General features: G+C 63.7%; 18 protein-coding genes. 4 read left to right on the top strand and 14 right to left on the bottom strand.

Features of this window, described 5'->3' with window-relative positions; translation table 11 throughout:
* The 10 genes from A5707_RS15935 to A5707_RS15890 all read right to left on the bottom strand — a co-directional run bounded on the left by A5707_RS15935 (position 1) and on the right by A5707_RS15890 (position 7,695).
* On the bottom strand, positions 1 to 1,515 hold the full coding sequence (locus A5707_RS15935; RefSeq protein ID WP_082969498.1) for a sugar transferase: 1,515 nt from the start codon (positions 1,513 to 1,515) through the stop codon (positions 1 to 3).
* Positions 1,512 to 2,321, bottom strand: coding sequence for a WecB/TagA/CpsF family glycosyltransferase (locus tag A5707_RS15930; protein WP_065015455.1), 810 nt, complete (start codon positions 2,319 to 2,321; stop codon positions 1,512 to 1,514). Before A5707_RS15930 ends, A5707_RS15935 begins: the two co-directional genes overlap by 4 nt.
* 19 nt (positions 2,322 to 2,340) lie before the next feature.
* The gene (rfbC, locus tag A5707_RS15925; RefSeq protein WP_065015419.1) at positions 2,341 to 2,886 is read right to left on the bottom strand and encodes a dTDP-4-dehydrorhamnose 3,5-epimerase; all 546 of its coding nucleotides are present in this window, start codon (positions 2,884 to 2,886) and stop codon (positions 2,341 to 2,343) included.
* On the bottom strand, positions 2,887 to 3,930 hold the full coding sequence (locus tag A5707_RS15920; RefSeq protein ID WP_065015418.1) for an NAD-dependent epimerase/dehydratase family protein: 1,044 nt from the start codon (positions 3,928 to 3,930) through the stop codon (positions 2,887 to 2,889).
* Between the two features lie 42 nt (positions 3,931 to 3,972).
* Positions 3,973 to 4,635, bottom strand: a complete 663-nt coding sequence (locus tag A5707_RS15915) for a PIG-L deacetylase family protein (RefSeq protein WP_065015454.1) — start codon at positions 4,633 to 4,635, stop codon at positions 3,973 to 3,975.
* On the bottom strand, positions 4,632 to 5,429 hold the full coding sequence (locus A5707_RS15910; protein WP_065015417.1) for a glucose-1-phosphate cytidylyltransferase: 798 nt from the start codon (positions 5,427 to 5,429) through the stop codon (positions 4,632 to 4,634). The genes A5707_RS15915 and A5707_RS15910 overlap by 4 nt, the downstream gene beginning before the upstream one ends.
* A 124-nt stretch (positions 5,430 to 5,553) precedes the next feature.
* Positions 5,554 to 5,838, bottom strand: a complete 285-nt coding sequence (locus A5707_RS15905; RefSeq protein WP_065013049.1) for a WXG100 family type VII secretion target — start codon at positions 5,836 to 5,838, stop codon at positions 5,554 to 5,556.
* An 11-nt stretch (positions 5,839 to 5,849) separates the two neighbouring features.
* Entirely contained in the window at positions 5,850 to 6,146 is a 297-nt protein-coding gene (locus A5707_RS15900) for a WXG100 family type VII secretion target (RefSeq protein WP_065015416.1), read from the bottom strand.
* A gap of 51 nt (positions 6,147 to 6,197) precedes the next feature.
* Positions 6,198 to 7,376, bottom strand: coding sequence for a PPE family protein (locus A5707_RS15895; protein ID WP_065015453.1), 1,179 nt, complete (start codon positions 7,374 to 7,376; stop codon positions 6,198 to 6,200).
* A 19-nt stretch (positions 7,377 to 7,395) separates the two neighbouring features.
* A complete protein-coding gene (locus A5707_RS15890) occupies positions 7,396 to 7,695 on the bottom strand; it encodes a PE family protein (RefSeq protein WP_065015415.1) in 300 nt (99 codons plus the stop codon).
* A 356-nt stretch (positions 7,696 to 8,051) separates the two neighbouring features.
* Between A5707_RS15890 and A5707_RS15885 the strand changes: the two genes are divergently transcribed.
* Positions 8,052 to 8,726 (top strand): TetR/AcrR family transcriptional regulator, encoded by a 675-nt coding sequence (locus tag A5707_RS15885; RefSeq protein ID WP_065015414.1) that lies wholly within the window; start codon positions 8,052 to 8,054, stop codon positions 8,724 to 8,726.
* A gap of 137 nt (positions 8,727 to 8,863) precedes the next feature.
* Positions 8,864 to 9,499 carry a TetR/AcrR family transcriptional regulator gene (locus tag A5707_RS15880; protein WP_065015413.1) on the top strand — a complete coding sequence of 212 codons (636 nt, stop codon included), beginning with the start codon at positions 8,864 to 8,866 and terminating at the stop codon, positions 9,497 to 9,499.
* Positions 9,500 to 9,534: 35 nt separating this feature from the next.
* On the opposite strand, the gene A5707_RS15875 is transcribed toward A5707_RS15880, so the two are convergent.
* The gene (locus A5707_RS15875) at positions 9,535 to 11,145 is read right to left on the bottom strand and encodes a GMC oxidoreductase (protein ID WP_082969497.1); all 1,611 of its coding nucleotides are present in this window, start codon (positions 11,143 to 11,145) and stop codon (positions 9,535 to 9,537) included.
* Between the two features lie 201 nt (positions 11,146 to 11,346).
* Between A5707_RS15875 and A5707_RS15870 the strand changes: the two genes are divergently transcribed.
* Together A5707_RS15870 and A5707_RS15865 are read left to right on the top strand one after the other, a co-directional pair.
* Positions 11,347 to 12,597 (top strand): alkane 1-monooxygenase, encoded by a 1,251-nt coding sequence (locus A5707_RS15870; protein WP_082969496.1) that lies wholly within the window; start codon positions 11,347 to 11,349, stop codon positions 12,595 to 12,597.
* A 2-nt stretch (positions 12,598 to 12,599) separates the two neighbouring features.
* On the top strand, positions 12,600 to 13,253 hold the full coding sequence (locus tag A5707_RS15865; RefSeq protein WP_065015411.1) for a class I SAM-dependent methyltransferase: 654 nt from the start codon (positions 12,600 to 12,602) through the stop codon (positions 13,251 to 13,253).
* On the opposite strand, the gene A5707_RS15860 is transcribed toward A5707_RS15865, so the two are convergent.
* The 3 genes from A5707_RS15860 to A5707_RS15850 form a co-directional block, all read right to left on the bottom strand.
* Positions 13,188 to 13,802, bottom strand: a complete 615-nt coding sequence (locus tag A5707_RS15860) for a serine acetyltransferase (protein ID WP_232000734.1) — start codon at positions 13,800 to 13,802, stop codon at positions 13,188 to 13,190. The genes A5707_RS15865 and A5707_RS15860 overlap by 66 nt on opposite strands.
* Positions 13,803 to 13,900: 98 nt before the next feature.
* Positions 13,901 to 14,455 carry a serine acetyltransferase gene (locus A5707_RS15855; RefSeq protein ID WP_065015410.1) on the bottom strand — a complete coding sequence of 185 codons (555 nt, stop codon included), beginning with the start codon at positions 14,453 to 14,455 and terminating at the stop codon, positions 13,901 to 13,903.
* Between the two features lie 80 nt (positions 14,456 to 14,535).
* Complete coding sequence (locus tag A5707_RS15850; RefSeq protein WP_065015409.1) at positions 14,536 to 14,934, bottom strand: PAS domain-containing protein; 399 nt, start codon at positions 14,932 to 14,934, stop codon at positions 14,536 to 14,538.
* Positions 14,935 to 14,971 lie beyond the last annotated feature (37 nt).

Raw genomic sequence — 14,971 nt, 5'->3', positions numbered from 1 at the left:
TCAGTACGCTCCGTCGCGGCCGAAGACGGCTTTGAGGGTGCGGGCGATAATCAGCAGATCGCCGGCCATTGACCAGTTGTCGACATATGAGAGATCCAGCCGAACGGATTCCTCCCAGGAGAGATCTGACCGGCCGCTGACTTGCCACAGCCCCGTCACGCCGGGTTTTACCAGCAGCCGCCGCCTGACTTCGCCGTCGTAGTTTTCTACCTCGCGTCTCAACGGTGGTCGTGGGCCGACGACGCTCATGTCCTGCTTCAGTACGTTGATGAATTGCGGCAGTTCGTCGATGCTGAATCTTCGCAGGACTCTGCCGACAGGTGTGACCCGTGGATCGCGGCGGATCTTGAACAGCATGCCGCCCACGCTTTCGTTCATCGGCAACAGCCGGTCGAGCTGGGTGTCGGCGCCGTGCACCATGGTGCGGAACTTCAACATCGTGAAAGGCTTGCCGTCCAGTCCGATTCGCTCGGACCGATAGAACGCCGGGCCTCTGCTGGTCAGTTTGATCGCCGCGGTCGCCACGAGGAGCAATGGCAGCGTTGCGGCCAGCGCGGCCAGCGAAAAGCAGAAGTCGAAGATCCGCTTCTCGAACGATTTGGCGCCCTGGTATTGCGGCTTTTCGACGTGCAACAGCGGGAACCCGGCTACCGGCCGCAGAGCCAGCCGGGATTCGGCGACGTCCATGACTCCCGGTGAGACAACGAGATCGACGTCCATGGGCTCCAGCCGCCACATCAACTGCCGGATGCCGCGCGCCCCGAAACGCTCCGTTCCAGTCACGGCAACGGTGTCGGCACCGCACCGGGGTATCGCCGCCAGCGCGTGGGTCTCATCGCCGAGGATCGGGATTTCGCGACCATGCACTACGAGCTTCTTGCCGCGCGACGGTCCATAACCTGGGATGCCGGCGCCGACGACGACGTAGCCGTCCCTGGGATTGCGCATGAGTTCACGTGCCAGATGGGAGACTCCGGGACGGTCGCCGATCGCCACGACCATCGTCTGGTACTTGCCACGCGCCCGCTGACGCGAGATATACCGGCGCCACACGTTGCGGCTCGTCAGCAATCCGACAGTGCCGACTGGCAGTGCGACCGCCAAATACCCTCGGGCCAGGTCGATTTTGGCCAGCAGCGTCGCCATGGCGATGATGCCGAACGTCCAGAATGACGCGCTGGCGATCCGTCGGTACTCGTCGATGCCGGCTCCGATGATGCGGGATGACCTGGTATGAAACACCGCGATCGACGACATCCACAGCGCGGCAAAGAGCAACGAGAACAGCGTCATCAGCTGACCCGGGTAGCCCGACGTATCTGGCGATTCCCCGAACCTGATGTATTGGGCAAGCATGACCGAGGCGAAGACGATGATCGAGTCGGTGATACGCAGCGAGGTGGCATACCGGTGCTGCCAATGCCGAGCGGCGACGCCGGTTGTCGCGGCCGGGCATTGGTCGACCGCCGAGGAATGCGCCCGGCCCGTCAGCGGTTTGGATACCAACGAGGTCATGGCGATCCGCCCGCGGTCTCGGCGTAGTAAGCCCCGGGGTAGCGGATGAGTTGGGCGCGTCCCGCCCGTAGTAACGAGATCGGGCCGTGCACTAGGTAGCGGCGGGCCAACCGCCGCGGCTCGTGGGTTAACCGGAAGAACCATTCCAGGCCGGCATTTTGCATCCAGTCGGGCGCGCGCCGGGTCTGGCCGGCCAAAAAGTCGATCGCGCCGCCGCACACCAGGAAAACCTTTGCCCCGGAGTCGAGTCCGTACTGGTCGACCCATTGCTCCTGACGTGGCTTGCCGAGGCTGACAATGAGGATGTCGGTGCGGGCAGCACGGATGGCCGCGGTGAGCCGGTCAGAGCACGACGCTATCTCTGCCGCCTCCGGCGCCCACGTCCCTGAGATGGCCAGCGCCGAAAAGTGGTCCGCCAGGTAGCCGGCCAGACGGCGATGGGTTTCCGGACTGCCGCCGAAGAAGCCCACTCGTCGACCCGTCGATTCGGCAAGCGCTAATACTTCAGGCAGCAAGTCAGCGCCGGTGATGCGGGGCCACCCACCCGTGGTGAGCAGCCGGCCGCGCCACGCGATCGGCATTCCGTCGGCCAGTAGAAGCCATTCCAATCGCCCGCGGGGCGCCGCAGCGAGTTTTCGAAAATGATGCAGGTGATCGAGGTTTACCGAGCCGATGGCCAAGCCGGCAGCGGAGCTCGATTGCAGCCGCGACTCGATGATCGACAGCACCTCGCGGGCCTCGCGGCGCTCGACGATGCTGCCGCTGACCACCATCCGTACCGTGGCCGTCGACGTGCCGGCCGTCATGGCCGCCCTCTGCGCCTGATCACGATGCCGTGCTCGCCGGGCTGACAAACGGCCAACTGGCGTCCTTTTCGGAGATGACTGTGACCGGTAGCGGCCACGCAACGGCAAATTCCGGGTCGTCCCAACGGAATCCCTGCTCACCGGCGGGCGCGTGGGCGCCGCTGGCTTGATAGAGGACCTCGGTGTCGTCGGAGAGTGTTTGCAGCCCGTGTGCGACGTAGGGCGGCAGGAACAACGCTCGGTGGTTGTCGGCGGTGAGGTGCACCATCACGTGCTTGCCGTAGGTGGGTGATTGAGGCCGTACGTCGACGGCAACGTCGACGATGGCGCCCCGGGTACAGCGCACCAGCTTGGCCTCCGCATACGGTGGCGCCTGGCGGTGCAGACCCCGAAGGGTTCCGCGCGCGTAGTTGTAGGAGATGCTTGTCTGCGCGACAGTCACATCCAAGCCGTATTTGGCGAACTCGTCGACACAGAACGACCGTGAGAAGAACCCGCGATGGTCACGGTGCGGTTCGATGTCGATGATGGTCACCCCTACGACATCAGTGGGTGTGTACTTCACTCAGACCTCCGTCCAGAACAAGCGCTGATCAACCTGCCCGGTCTTGAGCAGGTATTCGATTTGTTTGAGGCGGGTATGGCCGCGGCCATGGAATGTCTCCGGCTCCATCGCGATCGTGTCGAACACCCGATGTAGTTGGGCGGCGCCGGCTGCCACATCCCAGCGCGCACGAAAGTCACCGAATAGCTGGTGGATCTTGCCGAAGGCCACGCGGTAGCTGCGGTTGTCTCCGCTAGGCGAACCGAAAGTGAGGTCGCAGCCGGGAAACTCGGCGCTGACCGCTTCGGCGATCTCACGCACGGTCAGGTTGTTGTCGTCGGTGCCGACATTGACCACCAGGTTGTGTACGGTTTGGCGATCGGCCCGTAGTGCGCAACCGATCGCCTGTGCGATATCGAGAGCATGGACCAGCGGCCGCCATGGCGTGCCGTCACTGGTCATCGCGATGCGGTGTTCGGTCCAGGCGAGTCCTGCCAAGTTGTTCAGCACGATGTCGAATCGCATCCGCGGGGAGGCGCCGAACGCGGTGGCGTTGCGCAGGAAGGCCGGTGAGAAATCGTCGTCGGCCATCGCGGCCAGGTCTCGTTCGACCAGCGCCTTGCATTTGGCGTATGGCGTCATCGGGTTGATCGGACTGGTCTCATCGACGGTGCCCTCGGCGATCCCGTAGACGCTGCACGACGACATATAGATAAACCGGTTGACGCCGGCCTGTTTGGCGCAGTGTGCCAAATGCACGCTGCCGCGATGATTCACATCGAACGTCACATCGCCGATGAGGTCGCCGATCGGATCGTTGCTCAGCTCGGCCAGGTGCACGACAGCATCGAACCCGCGCAGATCGTCGACGGTGACGTCGCGGATGTCGCGCACGACGGTCAGCGGCACAGCGCTGTTCGGGCTGTCGGTGAGGTGAGCCGGGCAGAGCCAGCCGGCCTTGTAGTATCCGGTGTCCAGTCCGACCACATCGTGGCCGTCGTCGAAAAGCGCTGGGGCCACAAGGCAGCCCAGATAGCCTTCGGTCCCGGTGACCAGCACTCGCAATGTCAGTCCCTTCTTTGTCGTGGTGACGCGGCGGCTGGCCGGTTAGTTGGGTGACTGCATGTCGCCGGGTTGGAGCACGGACTTCGTGACGGTGAAGGCTTCGGCGAACCGCGCGCGGCATTGCACGCCGCGAACGCGCAACAGGCCCATGAAGGCCTCGTCGTCGAACCAGTCACGGCCCGATTGCGAGGGATAGCACTCCGTCAGCACCGCGGCTTTCCGGTGTGCGGTTTGAGCGGAAACCGGCACGTACACCGAAGGATTGGGCAAGTCGGACTCCCATTTGAGAATCTCGTAACCGAGGGTGAGGTGGTCGCGAAACTCGGTCGGTATCAACTCGGCAAGCAGCCGGTGATCCTGGTGATGATCGGCGCGCTGGGGGCCCAGCACCAGATCCGGCTGGCAGCCGCGACGGAAATCGGCCAGATGTTGCTTCACCGTCGCCCAGTGTTGGGGGAGCCGGCCGTCCGGCAGGTCGGTCACCGTCAATCGCACGTCGAGCGAGGGACATAGCGCCGCGAAGGCGTTCTTTTCCTCGATCTCGCGCTCACTGCCCCCGCCGGTGAGTACCAGGGCATGCACGACGACATCGGGATTGCGACGCGCGATCTCAAGCAACGTGGCGCCTGCGCCGATGACGATGTCATCACAGTGCGCCCCGATGGCGGCAACCGACGTGAGGTTCGACGGCCTCAGTGAGATCATGCCGTGCGGTCCCGCCGCTGCGGCGGATCCCACACCATCCAGGGCCGGACTCCCCTGTTGTAGTCGGCGTCGAGTTCGGCGCGTTCTTTGAACGTGTCGGCTGGTTTCCAAAAGCCGTCGTGGCGGTAACCGATCAACCGGCCGGTGCCGGCCAATGTCATGCATGCATCGCCGACCAAGTCGCCGTTCTCCGGGATCAGATCGATCACCTCCCGGCGAAGCACGAAATAACCGCCGTTGACCCAAATGGGAAACTTCGTGACCGGGGCGATCTCTTTGATGTCGCCATCGGAAGCGATGTCCACACAGTGGAACGACGATTGCGGCGGGACGATCAGCATCGAAGCCATGGCATCACTGCGGGTGACACGGTTGATGATGTCGTCGAGTGGAGCGTCGGTCAGGACGTCGGCATAGTTCGCCAGGAAATATTCGTCGTCGCCGAGGAATTGGCGCACCCGGCGCAACCGCTCGCCGATCGGCGACTCGAGGCCGGTGTCAACGAAGGTGATCGTCCAATCGGAGATGTCGGAATCGAGCAACTCGACCCGGCCGGCCCGAATGACGAAGTCATTGGACTCGGTCTCGCGGTAACGGAGGAAGAAGTCCTTGATCTTTTCGCCGCCGTAGCCGAGACACAGCACGAACTCCCGGTGTCCGAAGTGTGCGTAGTACCGCATCACGTGCCATAGCAGCGGCCGCGGTCCGACCAGTTGCAGCGGCTTGGGTATGACATCGTCCTCCGCGGTACGCATCCGCATGCCGTAGCCGCCGCAGAACAGCACGACCTTCATGAGGCGGCGATGAGGTGGTTGCGGGCGCGGAAACTGCTGCGCGAGTTGATCTTTGGCATGACTCCCACACTACATACTTTAGGAATGATTTGGAAAGCAATTAGCGACGTATGGTTTGTTCTGTTCAGGCCCAGCTGGAGCCGACGGCGGAGTCGGTGCTGGCCATGTTGTTGCCGGCGGTTTGGACTTTTTGGCCGTGGGCGTTGGCTTGTTCGTAGATGACTTGGAAGTTGCGGCCCAGCTGGGTGATGAATTCCTGGCAGGCCACCGAGCCTGCGCCGCCCCAAAAGTCGCCGGCGGCAAGCACATCGCGGATGATGGCTTGGTGTTCGGCTTCCAGGGAGGCGGCCTGGGCGCGGATCAGCGCGCCGTGGGCATCGACATCGCCGAATTGGTAGTTGATGGTCATGGCGGGTTCTCCTAGCTGCTCAGGATCTGCTGGGATGCTTGTTCTTGTTGCTCGTAGTTGTTGGCGTCGCGGATTAGCCCGTCGCGTACGCCGTGGAGCATGTTGACGATGTTGCGAAACGCGGTGTTCATCTGGCCCATGGTGTCGTAGGAGGTGGCCTGGGCGGTTCCGCTCCAGCCGGCTCCGGCGATGTTTTGGCTCGACGCCCACATCTTGCGGGCTTCGTCTTCGACGGTTTGGGCGTGCACGTCAAAGCGGCCGGCCATGTCGCGCATGGCGTGCGGGTCGGTCATAAACCGAGTGGTCATGGAACTCTCCTTACGGTGTGGCCATCGGAACAGCTTGGGCCGACGGGGTTTTCATATGACACCGCCGTAGCCGGCGGAAGGCGGTCGGGCCATGACGGTGTGCACGAGCCCATATTTGGGACCGGGGGTCGCGGTCGCCCCGACGGGCATTCCGCGCGGCAAGCCGCCTAATAGGCTCGGCGGTGCCGCGGCTGGGGCGCCCGCGCCGATGCCGGACACCGGGGTGCCCACAGATGTCAGCGTGCCGGTCTGGACCGCCGCTGCCCAGGTCTGCGGCACCGACAACGGGCCCAGCGCAGCGGCCTGGCCAACGCCGGCGAAAACTCCCGGAACCGCGGACTCGAGCGCCCCGACCGCGCCTTCGGCGGCCTCCCATGCGCCGGCGGTCGTCAGACCCTGCAACGTTTGCGCCATGCCGAGCACGCTGGAGAGCGCGTAGAGCGGCGTCGCCGACACCATCAAATAGCCCGGCAGCAAGCTGGGCCACTGCTCGGTGATTCCGGAGAGCCCCGTCGACCCGCCACCCAGCAGTGTGCCCCACGGGGTGGTGACCTCGGCGGACGTCGCGGTTGGGGAGGCAGGCGATGAAAGTTGCTGGAGTGCATTGGGAATCGAGGACACCAGCGACGACAGCGAGGACTGCTGGGTCGTGGCGGTACCGGTGGCCTGGGCGACCGCAGTGCCCTGCTGGGCAACACCCACCGGATTGGTGGTCTGCGGTGGTGACGTGAACGGGGTCAGCTTCGAAGCGGCGGCGGAATTTGCGGCGTAGCCGTACATCGCTGCGGCGTCCTGGGCCCACATCTCCCCGTATTGGGCCTCCACAGCTGCGATGGCCCCCGAGTTTTGACCGAAGAAGTTCGTCGCCATCAGCGAGATCAACTGAGCTCGGTTGGCGGCAACCACTCCGGGCGGCACCGTCATGGCAAACACCGAATCGTAGGCGTCGGCCGCCGCCCGCGCCTGGCTTGCCGCGTGCTCGGCCTGCGCGGCGATCGTGGTTATCCACGCCGCGTACGGCGTGGAGGCGCCGGCGATCGACGCCGACGCGGGCCCCAGCCACGGTCCGCTGGTCAGTCGCGAGATCACGGTGTAGTACGACGACGCCGCATTCTGCAATTCGGCCGCCAGCCCATCCCAGGCCGTCGCGGCGAACAGCATCGACTCCGGGCCCGGACCCGCATAGATCCTGGCGGAGTTGATCTCTGGTGGCAGGCCACCGAAGTCCAGTCCGAGCACTACCGGCTCCCTAGCCGGCCGAGGCCGCGTTCGCGGCGTCGGTGGCCGCGTACGACTCTGCGCTAATGCTCAGTGTGTTCACGAACATCTCGTGAATGGCCTGGGCCTGTGCGCTGATGGCTTGGTACATCTGCGCGTGCGCAGCGAATTGCGTCGCGGTCAGGGCCGAGACCTCGTCGGCGGCCGCCGGGACCACCCCGGTGATCGGGGCGGCCGCAGCCGCGTTCTGGGTGCTGATCGCGGCGCCGACGTCCTGCAGCTTGCCGGCCGCCGAGGCCAACGCCGCCGGCTGTGTGGTCACGAACGACATCTGCTTCTCCTAACGGAAGGCCGCTCGCTGGCGAGGCGGCGGCCCGCGTGATCTCATGCGCGCCGGTCAAGACTTCATGCGAACAGACCGACAATGGGTTGCAGAGCAATAGTACATACTTTTTGAATGATGTAAACCCGAAACACTTACTGATGGTATCCGCATTTCGGTGGCAGATGACTTAAGCTTTACGAACGCGGCAGTCGAGCAGAGGCTGCTACGCCTGCAGGCGGCTCTGTTCGAGGGAGAAGTCGCACCGTGATGCCGATGACCGCAATGACCACTCCGGGCCCGTACAGCGCCGATGTCGTCGTCCGGTCGCGACTCGGCGCAGTCCAGCGTTGCGGGGCCGGGCGATGAACGAACCCACCGACAGCCGGGCCGATACCACGCGGCAACAGATTCTGCGCGCCGCCGCGCACCAATTCGCCCGCCGGCCGTACCACGAGGTCGGACTCGACGACATCCTGGCCGACGCCGAGTTGACCAAGGGCGCAATGTATTTCCACTTCCGGTCGAAGCACGCCTTGGCGTTGGCCATCATCGAAGCGCAAACGGTGGCGGCTACCGCCGCCATCCAGGACTTGCTCGGGCGCAAGCTTTCTGGTCTGGAAACTCTTGTCGACTTCATCTACCTGATCGCGGTTCAAGACCTCGCCGAGGACAGAGCTCGCGCGGCTTTGCATCTGCTCGAGACGGTCGGCCGGGCCGAAGAATTTCAAACCAGACTGCAGGATGGCTGGATCGAAAGCATTGCGCTGGTTGCCGAGCGTGCCATCGGCGAGGGCGACATCATTAAAGACTGCGATCCGCACGACGTCGGGCGTCTTCTCGTGTCGCTGTATCTGGGGATGCGCTATACCAGCAAGCTGGACAAAGCGGAGCGCTTCCTTCTGGACCTCGAGAAGTCCTGGGCGCTTGTGCTGCCCGGCATCGTCCACGCCGACCGGATAAGTTACTTTCGCCAATTCATCAGGCGGCGTACGACGCTCGCAATCAGCGCTGCGGGCCAAGCGGCTGGCGGTGGATGATTTCCGGGACCGACACCCGGATGCACGATCGCGGCCAACGAACCAGCGACTGTTAGGCTTGGCGCGCTGGCCGGAAATGTGAGACGCCGAGGGTCCGGAGTCTAAGCAAATCAACGGAACTCCGGAGGTGCAGGGCGATGGCGCGCCAGATTCGATCGGAAGCCACCCGGCGGAAGATCATCGACGCCGCGATTGAGGTGTTCGGCGAGGTCGGTTATGCCGCGGCCGGTTGGGCCGCGATCATCGAGCGGACCGGGATGACCAAGGGCGCCCTCTATCACCATTTCGACTCGAAGGAATCGCTCGCGTCGGCCATCATCGAGGAAGGTTCGGGGACCGTGCTCACGGCGTTTCGCAGCATGTGTGGATCGTCTTCGCCTGCGTTGGAGAACATGATCCACGGCACGTTCGCCGCCACCGAGCTGTTCTCGTCGGACAAAGTAGCCCGCGCAGCCGAACAGCTGACCTTCGCCGTGAGCGGATTCAGTGCGGCGGCCGCACAGGTGTACACGGACTGGCTGGACGCGATGGCCGCCCAGGCGCAACGGGCGATCGGCGAAGGCGATCTTCGCGACGGTCTGGTTCCCGAAGCGGTCAGCGAGTCGATCGTCACTGCCATGTTCGGAACTCGGTTGTTGGCCAAGTCGATACCCGGCAGGGACTTCGCCGGGGGACTCAATCGCATGTGGGAGCAGCTGTTGCCGGTCATCGCAGCTGATGCATCGCTGCCTTATTTCCGCGAGTTTCTGGCGCGCGAGGCGTTGCGTCAGTAGCGCGGTCCAGCGCCCTGGCTCATTCACGAGATCAGTCAGTTTCGCCCCTGCAGGATTCCTTCGATGTTGCGCTCTGCGAGTGCGGTAATCGACATGAACGGATTGCAGCCGAGGTAACCGGGCAGCAGCGAGGCGTCGTTGACATAGAGGTTGTCGTACCCCTTGACCCGCCCATAACTGTCGGTCGCCGTCCCGCGAACACACCCGCCCATCGGGTGGACCGTGTTCGGCGCGAAGATGTTTCCGTCGAAAATGTCGTCGCGATAGTCGACGCCGTTGGCCTGAGTCACCTTGTCGAAAACCACCCGCGCTTTCGCGCACAAGTGCTCGGTATACCCTTCGGGCCAGTCGATGCTGATCGAGTCCGAACGACGGTCGTAACTGATCTCGGCGCGGTCCCCGGTCTTGACCATCACGTAGTAACCCAAGGTGAACGTTTCGACCGGCAGCGGGAGCGAGAACATGCTGGCGTACACCGGGTTATCGGGATCGGCACGCCCATCAAGGTTGATCATGCCCATGAGCGATTGTTCGGTTCCGGCGGGGTCGCTCTCGTTCAGGGTGTGGGCCACCATGATGTCGCCGTTGTTTCCATAACCGCGGCCGATTGCGTCGCTCAAGTCGGGTAGCGTCCCGGTATCTCTGGCCCGCAGTAGGAGTTTGGTGGTCCCGAGGACGCCGCCGCTGAGGAAGAGCTGGTCGCAAGCGAATTCGTCACGACCGAGTTCGTTGCCCCAACGGTCGATTTCACGGGTGGCGACCACGTACTCGCCCGAGCGTTCGCGCCAGATGTCGGTCACCTCGGTGAGGGGTTTGAGGCTAACTTTTCCGGTGGCCAGCGCGTCGCCGATATAGGTCTGGTCGACGCTGCCGAATCGACCGTTGTTATTGCCGTACTGTTGCTCGAATGCCAGCGCCGAACGTTGAACCTGGCCGGCCTCTTCGTATTTGATGTAGGGGAAGGAAAACGCACTGCCGTTGTAGTCGACCGGATACCCGGCTGCCGCCGCGTACTGCCTGCCCACCCGTGCGTACTGGAAGCATGGCGTCTTCTCGAACCACCGCATGTCGCGATAGTTGATCAACAGCGTGTCCCTGGCGCGTTGCATATAGGTGCCCAGGAATTGGGCGGGGTCGATGTCTGGAAAGGTTTCCCGGACTTGTGCCGGTGTCGGGATCGCGGCAATGGCCGCGTTGATCATGGACCCGCCGCCAACGGCGATGCCGCGGAATACATTGTGGGACCCGTGGACGACCTTGTCGCAGATGCCGGCCTGAACCGGCTGCGGCGAGGGCATATGTTCGGCCACCGAGTCGATCGAGACGCCGCGGAATGACGGGACCAGGCTCGGTGGATGTTTGGTGAACCAGCCCGCCCGGGTGTCCGGCGGTAACATCTTCGAAAATCGCCGGCCGTCCTCGTCACGGGTATCCCAGAGCCGGCCTTGTTCCAAGATCAACGTCTCGATGCCCGCTTGGCCCAGCCGCAACGCCGACACCCCACCGCCGTAGCCGCTGCCCACCACAATGGCGGGGTAGTGCCGTCGCGAAGCCGTTCGCTCGCGGGTCAATTCGAGCCCCACGGCGCTGGCGCCGGCCGCTGCGGTAGCCAACGCACTGACACCCAGAAAACGTCTGCGCGACATCACCACTCTGCGGCTCCTTGACGTGCTCTGATGGCCATCACCGGCGTGGACCGACTGTGTCGCTGCCCGACCGCGCGCCGCGATAACGCCAGGACAGGACGCCCGACAGCAGAACTCCAAGCCTTCTTAGACGGTTATACACCGACCAAAGGTATTAAAACAAGAGTTTTGAAGTATGATCAGTCATGCTACGTTCGGAAAATGCACTACCGGAACTCGTCGGGCCTGCGCACCAGGGACCGCCCGGTGCAGGGAAGCGCGCCGACCGGGCGCGATTTGTTCGCGGTCCCGGAGTGGCGGGATCCCAAGCGGTATCTGTGGTTGCTTGGTTCGGTCGTTCCGGCGTTCGTGTACGCGTCGTGGCTGGGCGTCCAGCTAACCGGTTCGGGAGTGTTTTGGTGGTTCGCCCCGATCGTGACGTTCGGAATCATCCCGGTCCTCGACCACATCGTGGGACCCGACGCGGATAACCCCCCCGACAGCACGGTGGCGCGACTAGAGGACGAGCGCTTCTACCGGTGGGCAACGTACCTGTATCTGCCCAGTCAATACCTATCGATCATCTTCGCCTGCTGGCTGTGGAGCGGCGGGGGCTGGCTCACGATGGATGTCGTTGACAAGTCGGGTCTGATGGTGACCGCCGGGATAATCGGCGGGGTCGCAATCAATGTCGCGCATGAACTGGGGCACAAGCGACCGCAGTCGGAGAAATGGTTGAGCAAGGCGGCGCTGGTGCAGAGCTGCTACGGACACTTCTTTGTCGAGCACAACCGCGGGCACCACGTGCGAGTCGCGACCCCGGAAGACCCGGCCAGTTCACGGATGGGTGAAAGCCTGTATCACTTCATTCTGCGGTCGGTAGCCGGCGGTGTGCGGTCGGCCTGGGACATCGAGGGCCGGCGGTTAGCGCAGTCGGGGCGGTCACGCTGGACTCTGAAAAACGACGTGCTCAGTGCATGGCTGATGAGCGCGGGACTGTTTGCCGGACTGGTTATTTGGTTCGGCATCGTCGTTCTGCCGTGGCTCGTCGGACAAGCGATACTCAGCTTCTGCCTGCTGGAGATTGTCAACTACATGGAGCATTACGGCTTACGGCGCCAAAAGCTCGCCAACGGGCGCTATGAACGGGTGCGTGCCGCGCACAGCTGGAACAGCAACACCGTCATCGCCAATGTCTGCCTGTTCCACCTGCAACGGCACTCCGACCATCATGCTCATCCGCTGCGCCGATATCAGGCGCTGCGCCACACCGACGAAGCCCCTCAACTGCCCAACGGGTATGGCACCATGCTGCTTTTGGCTATGGTGCCCCCGTTATGGCGTCGAGTGATGGATCCGCGTGTCCTTGACCACTACGGCGGCGACATCCGCTTGGCGGCGCTGAGCCCGCGCCACGAAAGGCAACTGCTGCAACGCTATTCGCTGCGGCCAGAGCACCAGTTCGCCTCGTAACGATGGCCAACTGGTTACGAGACGTCGCGACGGACGTCAATTCATCCCGGTCACTCTCGGGCCGCGCTCGGGCTCGCCGGTGGCGTCACCTGCTCGAGGTCTTTCCGTCCTTTCACGAAATGCGAGTGCTGGACCTCGGCGGCACACCGGAGTCATGGCGGATGGCACCGGTTCGGCCCAAGGCGATCACCACGGTGAACCTTTTGCCGTTGGAGTCATGGACTTCCGACATCGTGGCGGTCCAAGGCGATGCCTGCGACTTGCCGAGTTCGGTGGCCCGGGACCGCTTCGATCTTGTTTTCTCCAATTCCCTGCTCGAACACGTGGGCGGCCATGTGCAGCGCCAGCGGCTCGCCGGCAACGTCCATTCCCTCGGCGATCGGCATTGGGTGCAAACGCCGTACCGCCATTTCCCGATCGAGCCGCACTGGCTGTTTCCCGGCTTGCAGTGGTTGCCCTACGAGGCACGGGTACAGATCTCTATGCGCTGGAACCGCGGTCACGTTCGCACGCATACCCGCGAAGAGGCTGAGCAACAAGTCGACGAGGTTGAGCTGATCGGCATTTCGCAGTTGCGGCGATACTTTCCGTCATCGACGCTCTGGTACGAGCGCTTCGCCGGGCTGGTCAAGTCGTTGGTGGCCGTCCAATGCTGAGGGCCGGTGTGCGGTGGTCACGCGGTCGGCTCTGACGATCCGGGCCGGTATCCCGGCCACCTCGACGTCGTCGGGCACCGACTTGGTGACAACTGCGCCTGCCCGGATTCCGACGCGGCTGCCGACATCGGCGCCGAGGATCATCGCGAGGGGATAGATATAGACGTCATCGCCGATGACCGGAATCTTGCCGTTGGCTTCGCCGATAGTCACGCCCTGGTGGATTCGGCAGTTGGCGCCGACCCGTGCCCGGCAGTGCACCCATACCGGACCGGGATGTGCGATCGACAGCCCCGGGCCGAATACGTTGCGGGAAATGTAGAAACCAAACCGTTCACCTAGCAGCTTGGTGCGCAGTTGGAGCCACGCGGCAACGAACCGCCCGAGCGGTGTTCGGGCCGTGTTGGACCAATACTCGGATTTGCGCAGCAGACGCTGGAAATAGGCGGGCCGTTCCAAGAGGCGATAGCGGAACCTCCAGCGTTCCAATCCGTTCGCGCGCAAGTCCGCAGCTAGGTAATCCTTCAGGTCCTGACGGGTCCTGATCACTCGCCTACCATACTGTAGGTATCCGAATCAGGCTAGAGGTACACCAGTAGTTTGCACCCCGCCCGTCAGCCCGCACGCCCGTATTCGGGTGACTGGCGTCAGGCGCACGCGATGGCGGTGATCGGTCGAGTGGTGCTCACAATCCGGGCGGGCATGCCGGCCACCTCGACGTCGTCGGGCACTGACTTGGTGACGACTGCGGCGGCGCGGATTCCGACGCGGCTGCCGACGTCGGCGCCGAGGATCATCGCGCAGGGGTAGATGCAGACGTCGTCGCCGACGACGGGGATTTTGCCCTTGGCTTCGCCGATCGTCACGCCATGGTGGATGCGGCAGTTCGCGCCCACCCGAACCTGATAGTGGACCCAGATCGCGCCGGCGTGCGCGATCGAGAGGCCCGGGCCGAATACGTTGCGCGGGATCATGAACCCAAGTCGTTCGCCCAGCAGCTTGGTCCGCAGCCTGAACCAGGCGGCGACGGCGCGGGCGACCGGCGTTCGGGCCGAATTCGACCAGTACTCCGACTTGCGCAGCAAGCGCTGGAAGTAGGCCGGGCGCTGGGTGAAGCGGTCGCGGAACCGCCACCGCTCCAACCCGTTTGCCGTCAAGTCCGCCGCCAGGTAAGCAGTCAAATCCGCGCGAGTCCTGATCACCTGAACACAGTACTACGAGTTAGGCAAATCCCGTGGGTTTCATACTTTCGGTCGGCTAGTGAGGTGTCTGAGCGGCGCTGTCAGCGCTCGTCGACCCAGAGTTGTTCGGTCAGGTCCTGGAATGTCGCCAGCGCCACGTCGTCGTCGGCGCGCAGCAGCGCGGACTTACTCATCAGCGCCCGGACCGTCGAGCCGTCGCGGTGGGCAAGTTCGACCACCATGTTCGCCAGCGCGTGGACGACGGAGAGGGCGGATTCGGCGGCTGGCGCCGTGTGAAAGATTTGCGGGAACTTCAGCGACAGAACCTCCTCGGGGTCGTAACCCAGCATCTCCGCAAAGGCGGTATTCGCGAACAGAATGGTCCCGTCTTGCATGACGGCGAGCACCGGAACCGGGATCCGCTCCAACACCACCGACGCGGGCAACTGGGTCAAAGTGACCGCCGGTGATTGACTGGGCCAGTTTCGTCGCCGCTCCATTCGCCGATTATCACCCACCGCCCAGCGGCGAACTATC

The organism is Mycobacterium kyorinense, assembly GCF_001672775.1.
Lineage (GTDB): Bacteria > Actinomycetota > Actinomycetes > Mycobacteriales > Mycobacteriaceae > Mycobacterium > Mycobacterium kyorinense_A.
Note: the sequence above shows the minus strand (reverse complement) of the source record. Positions and strands in the feature narration are given on the sequence as shown.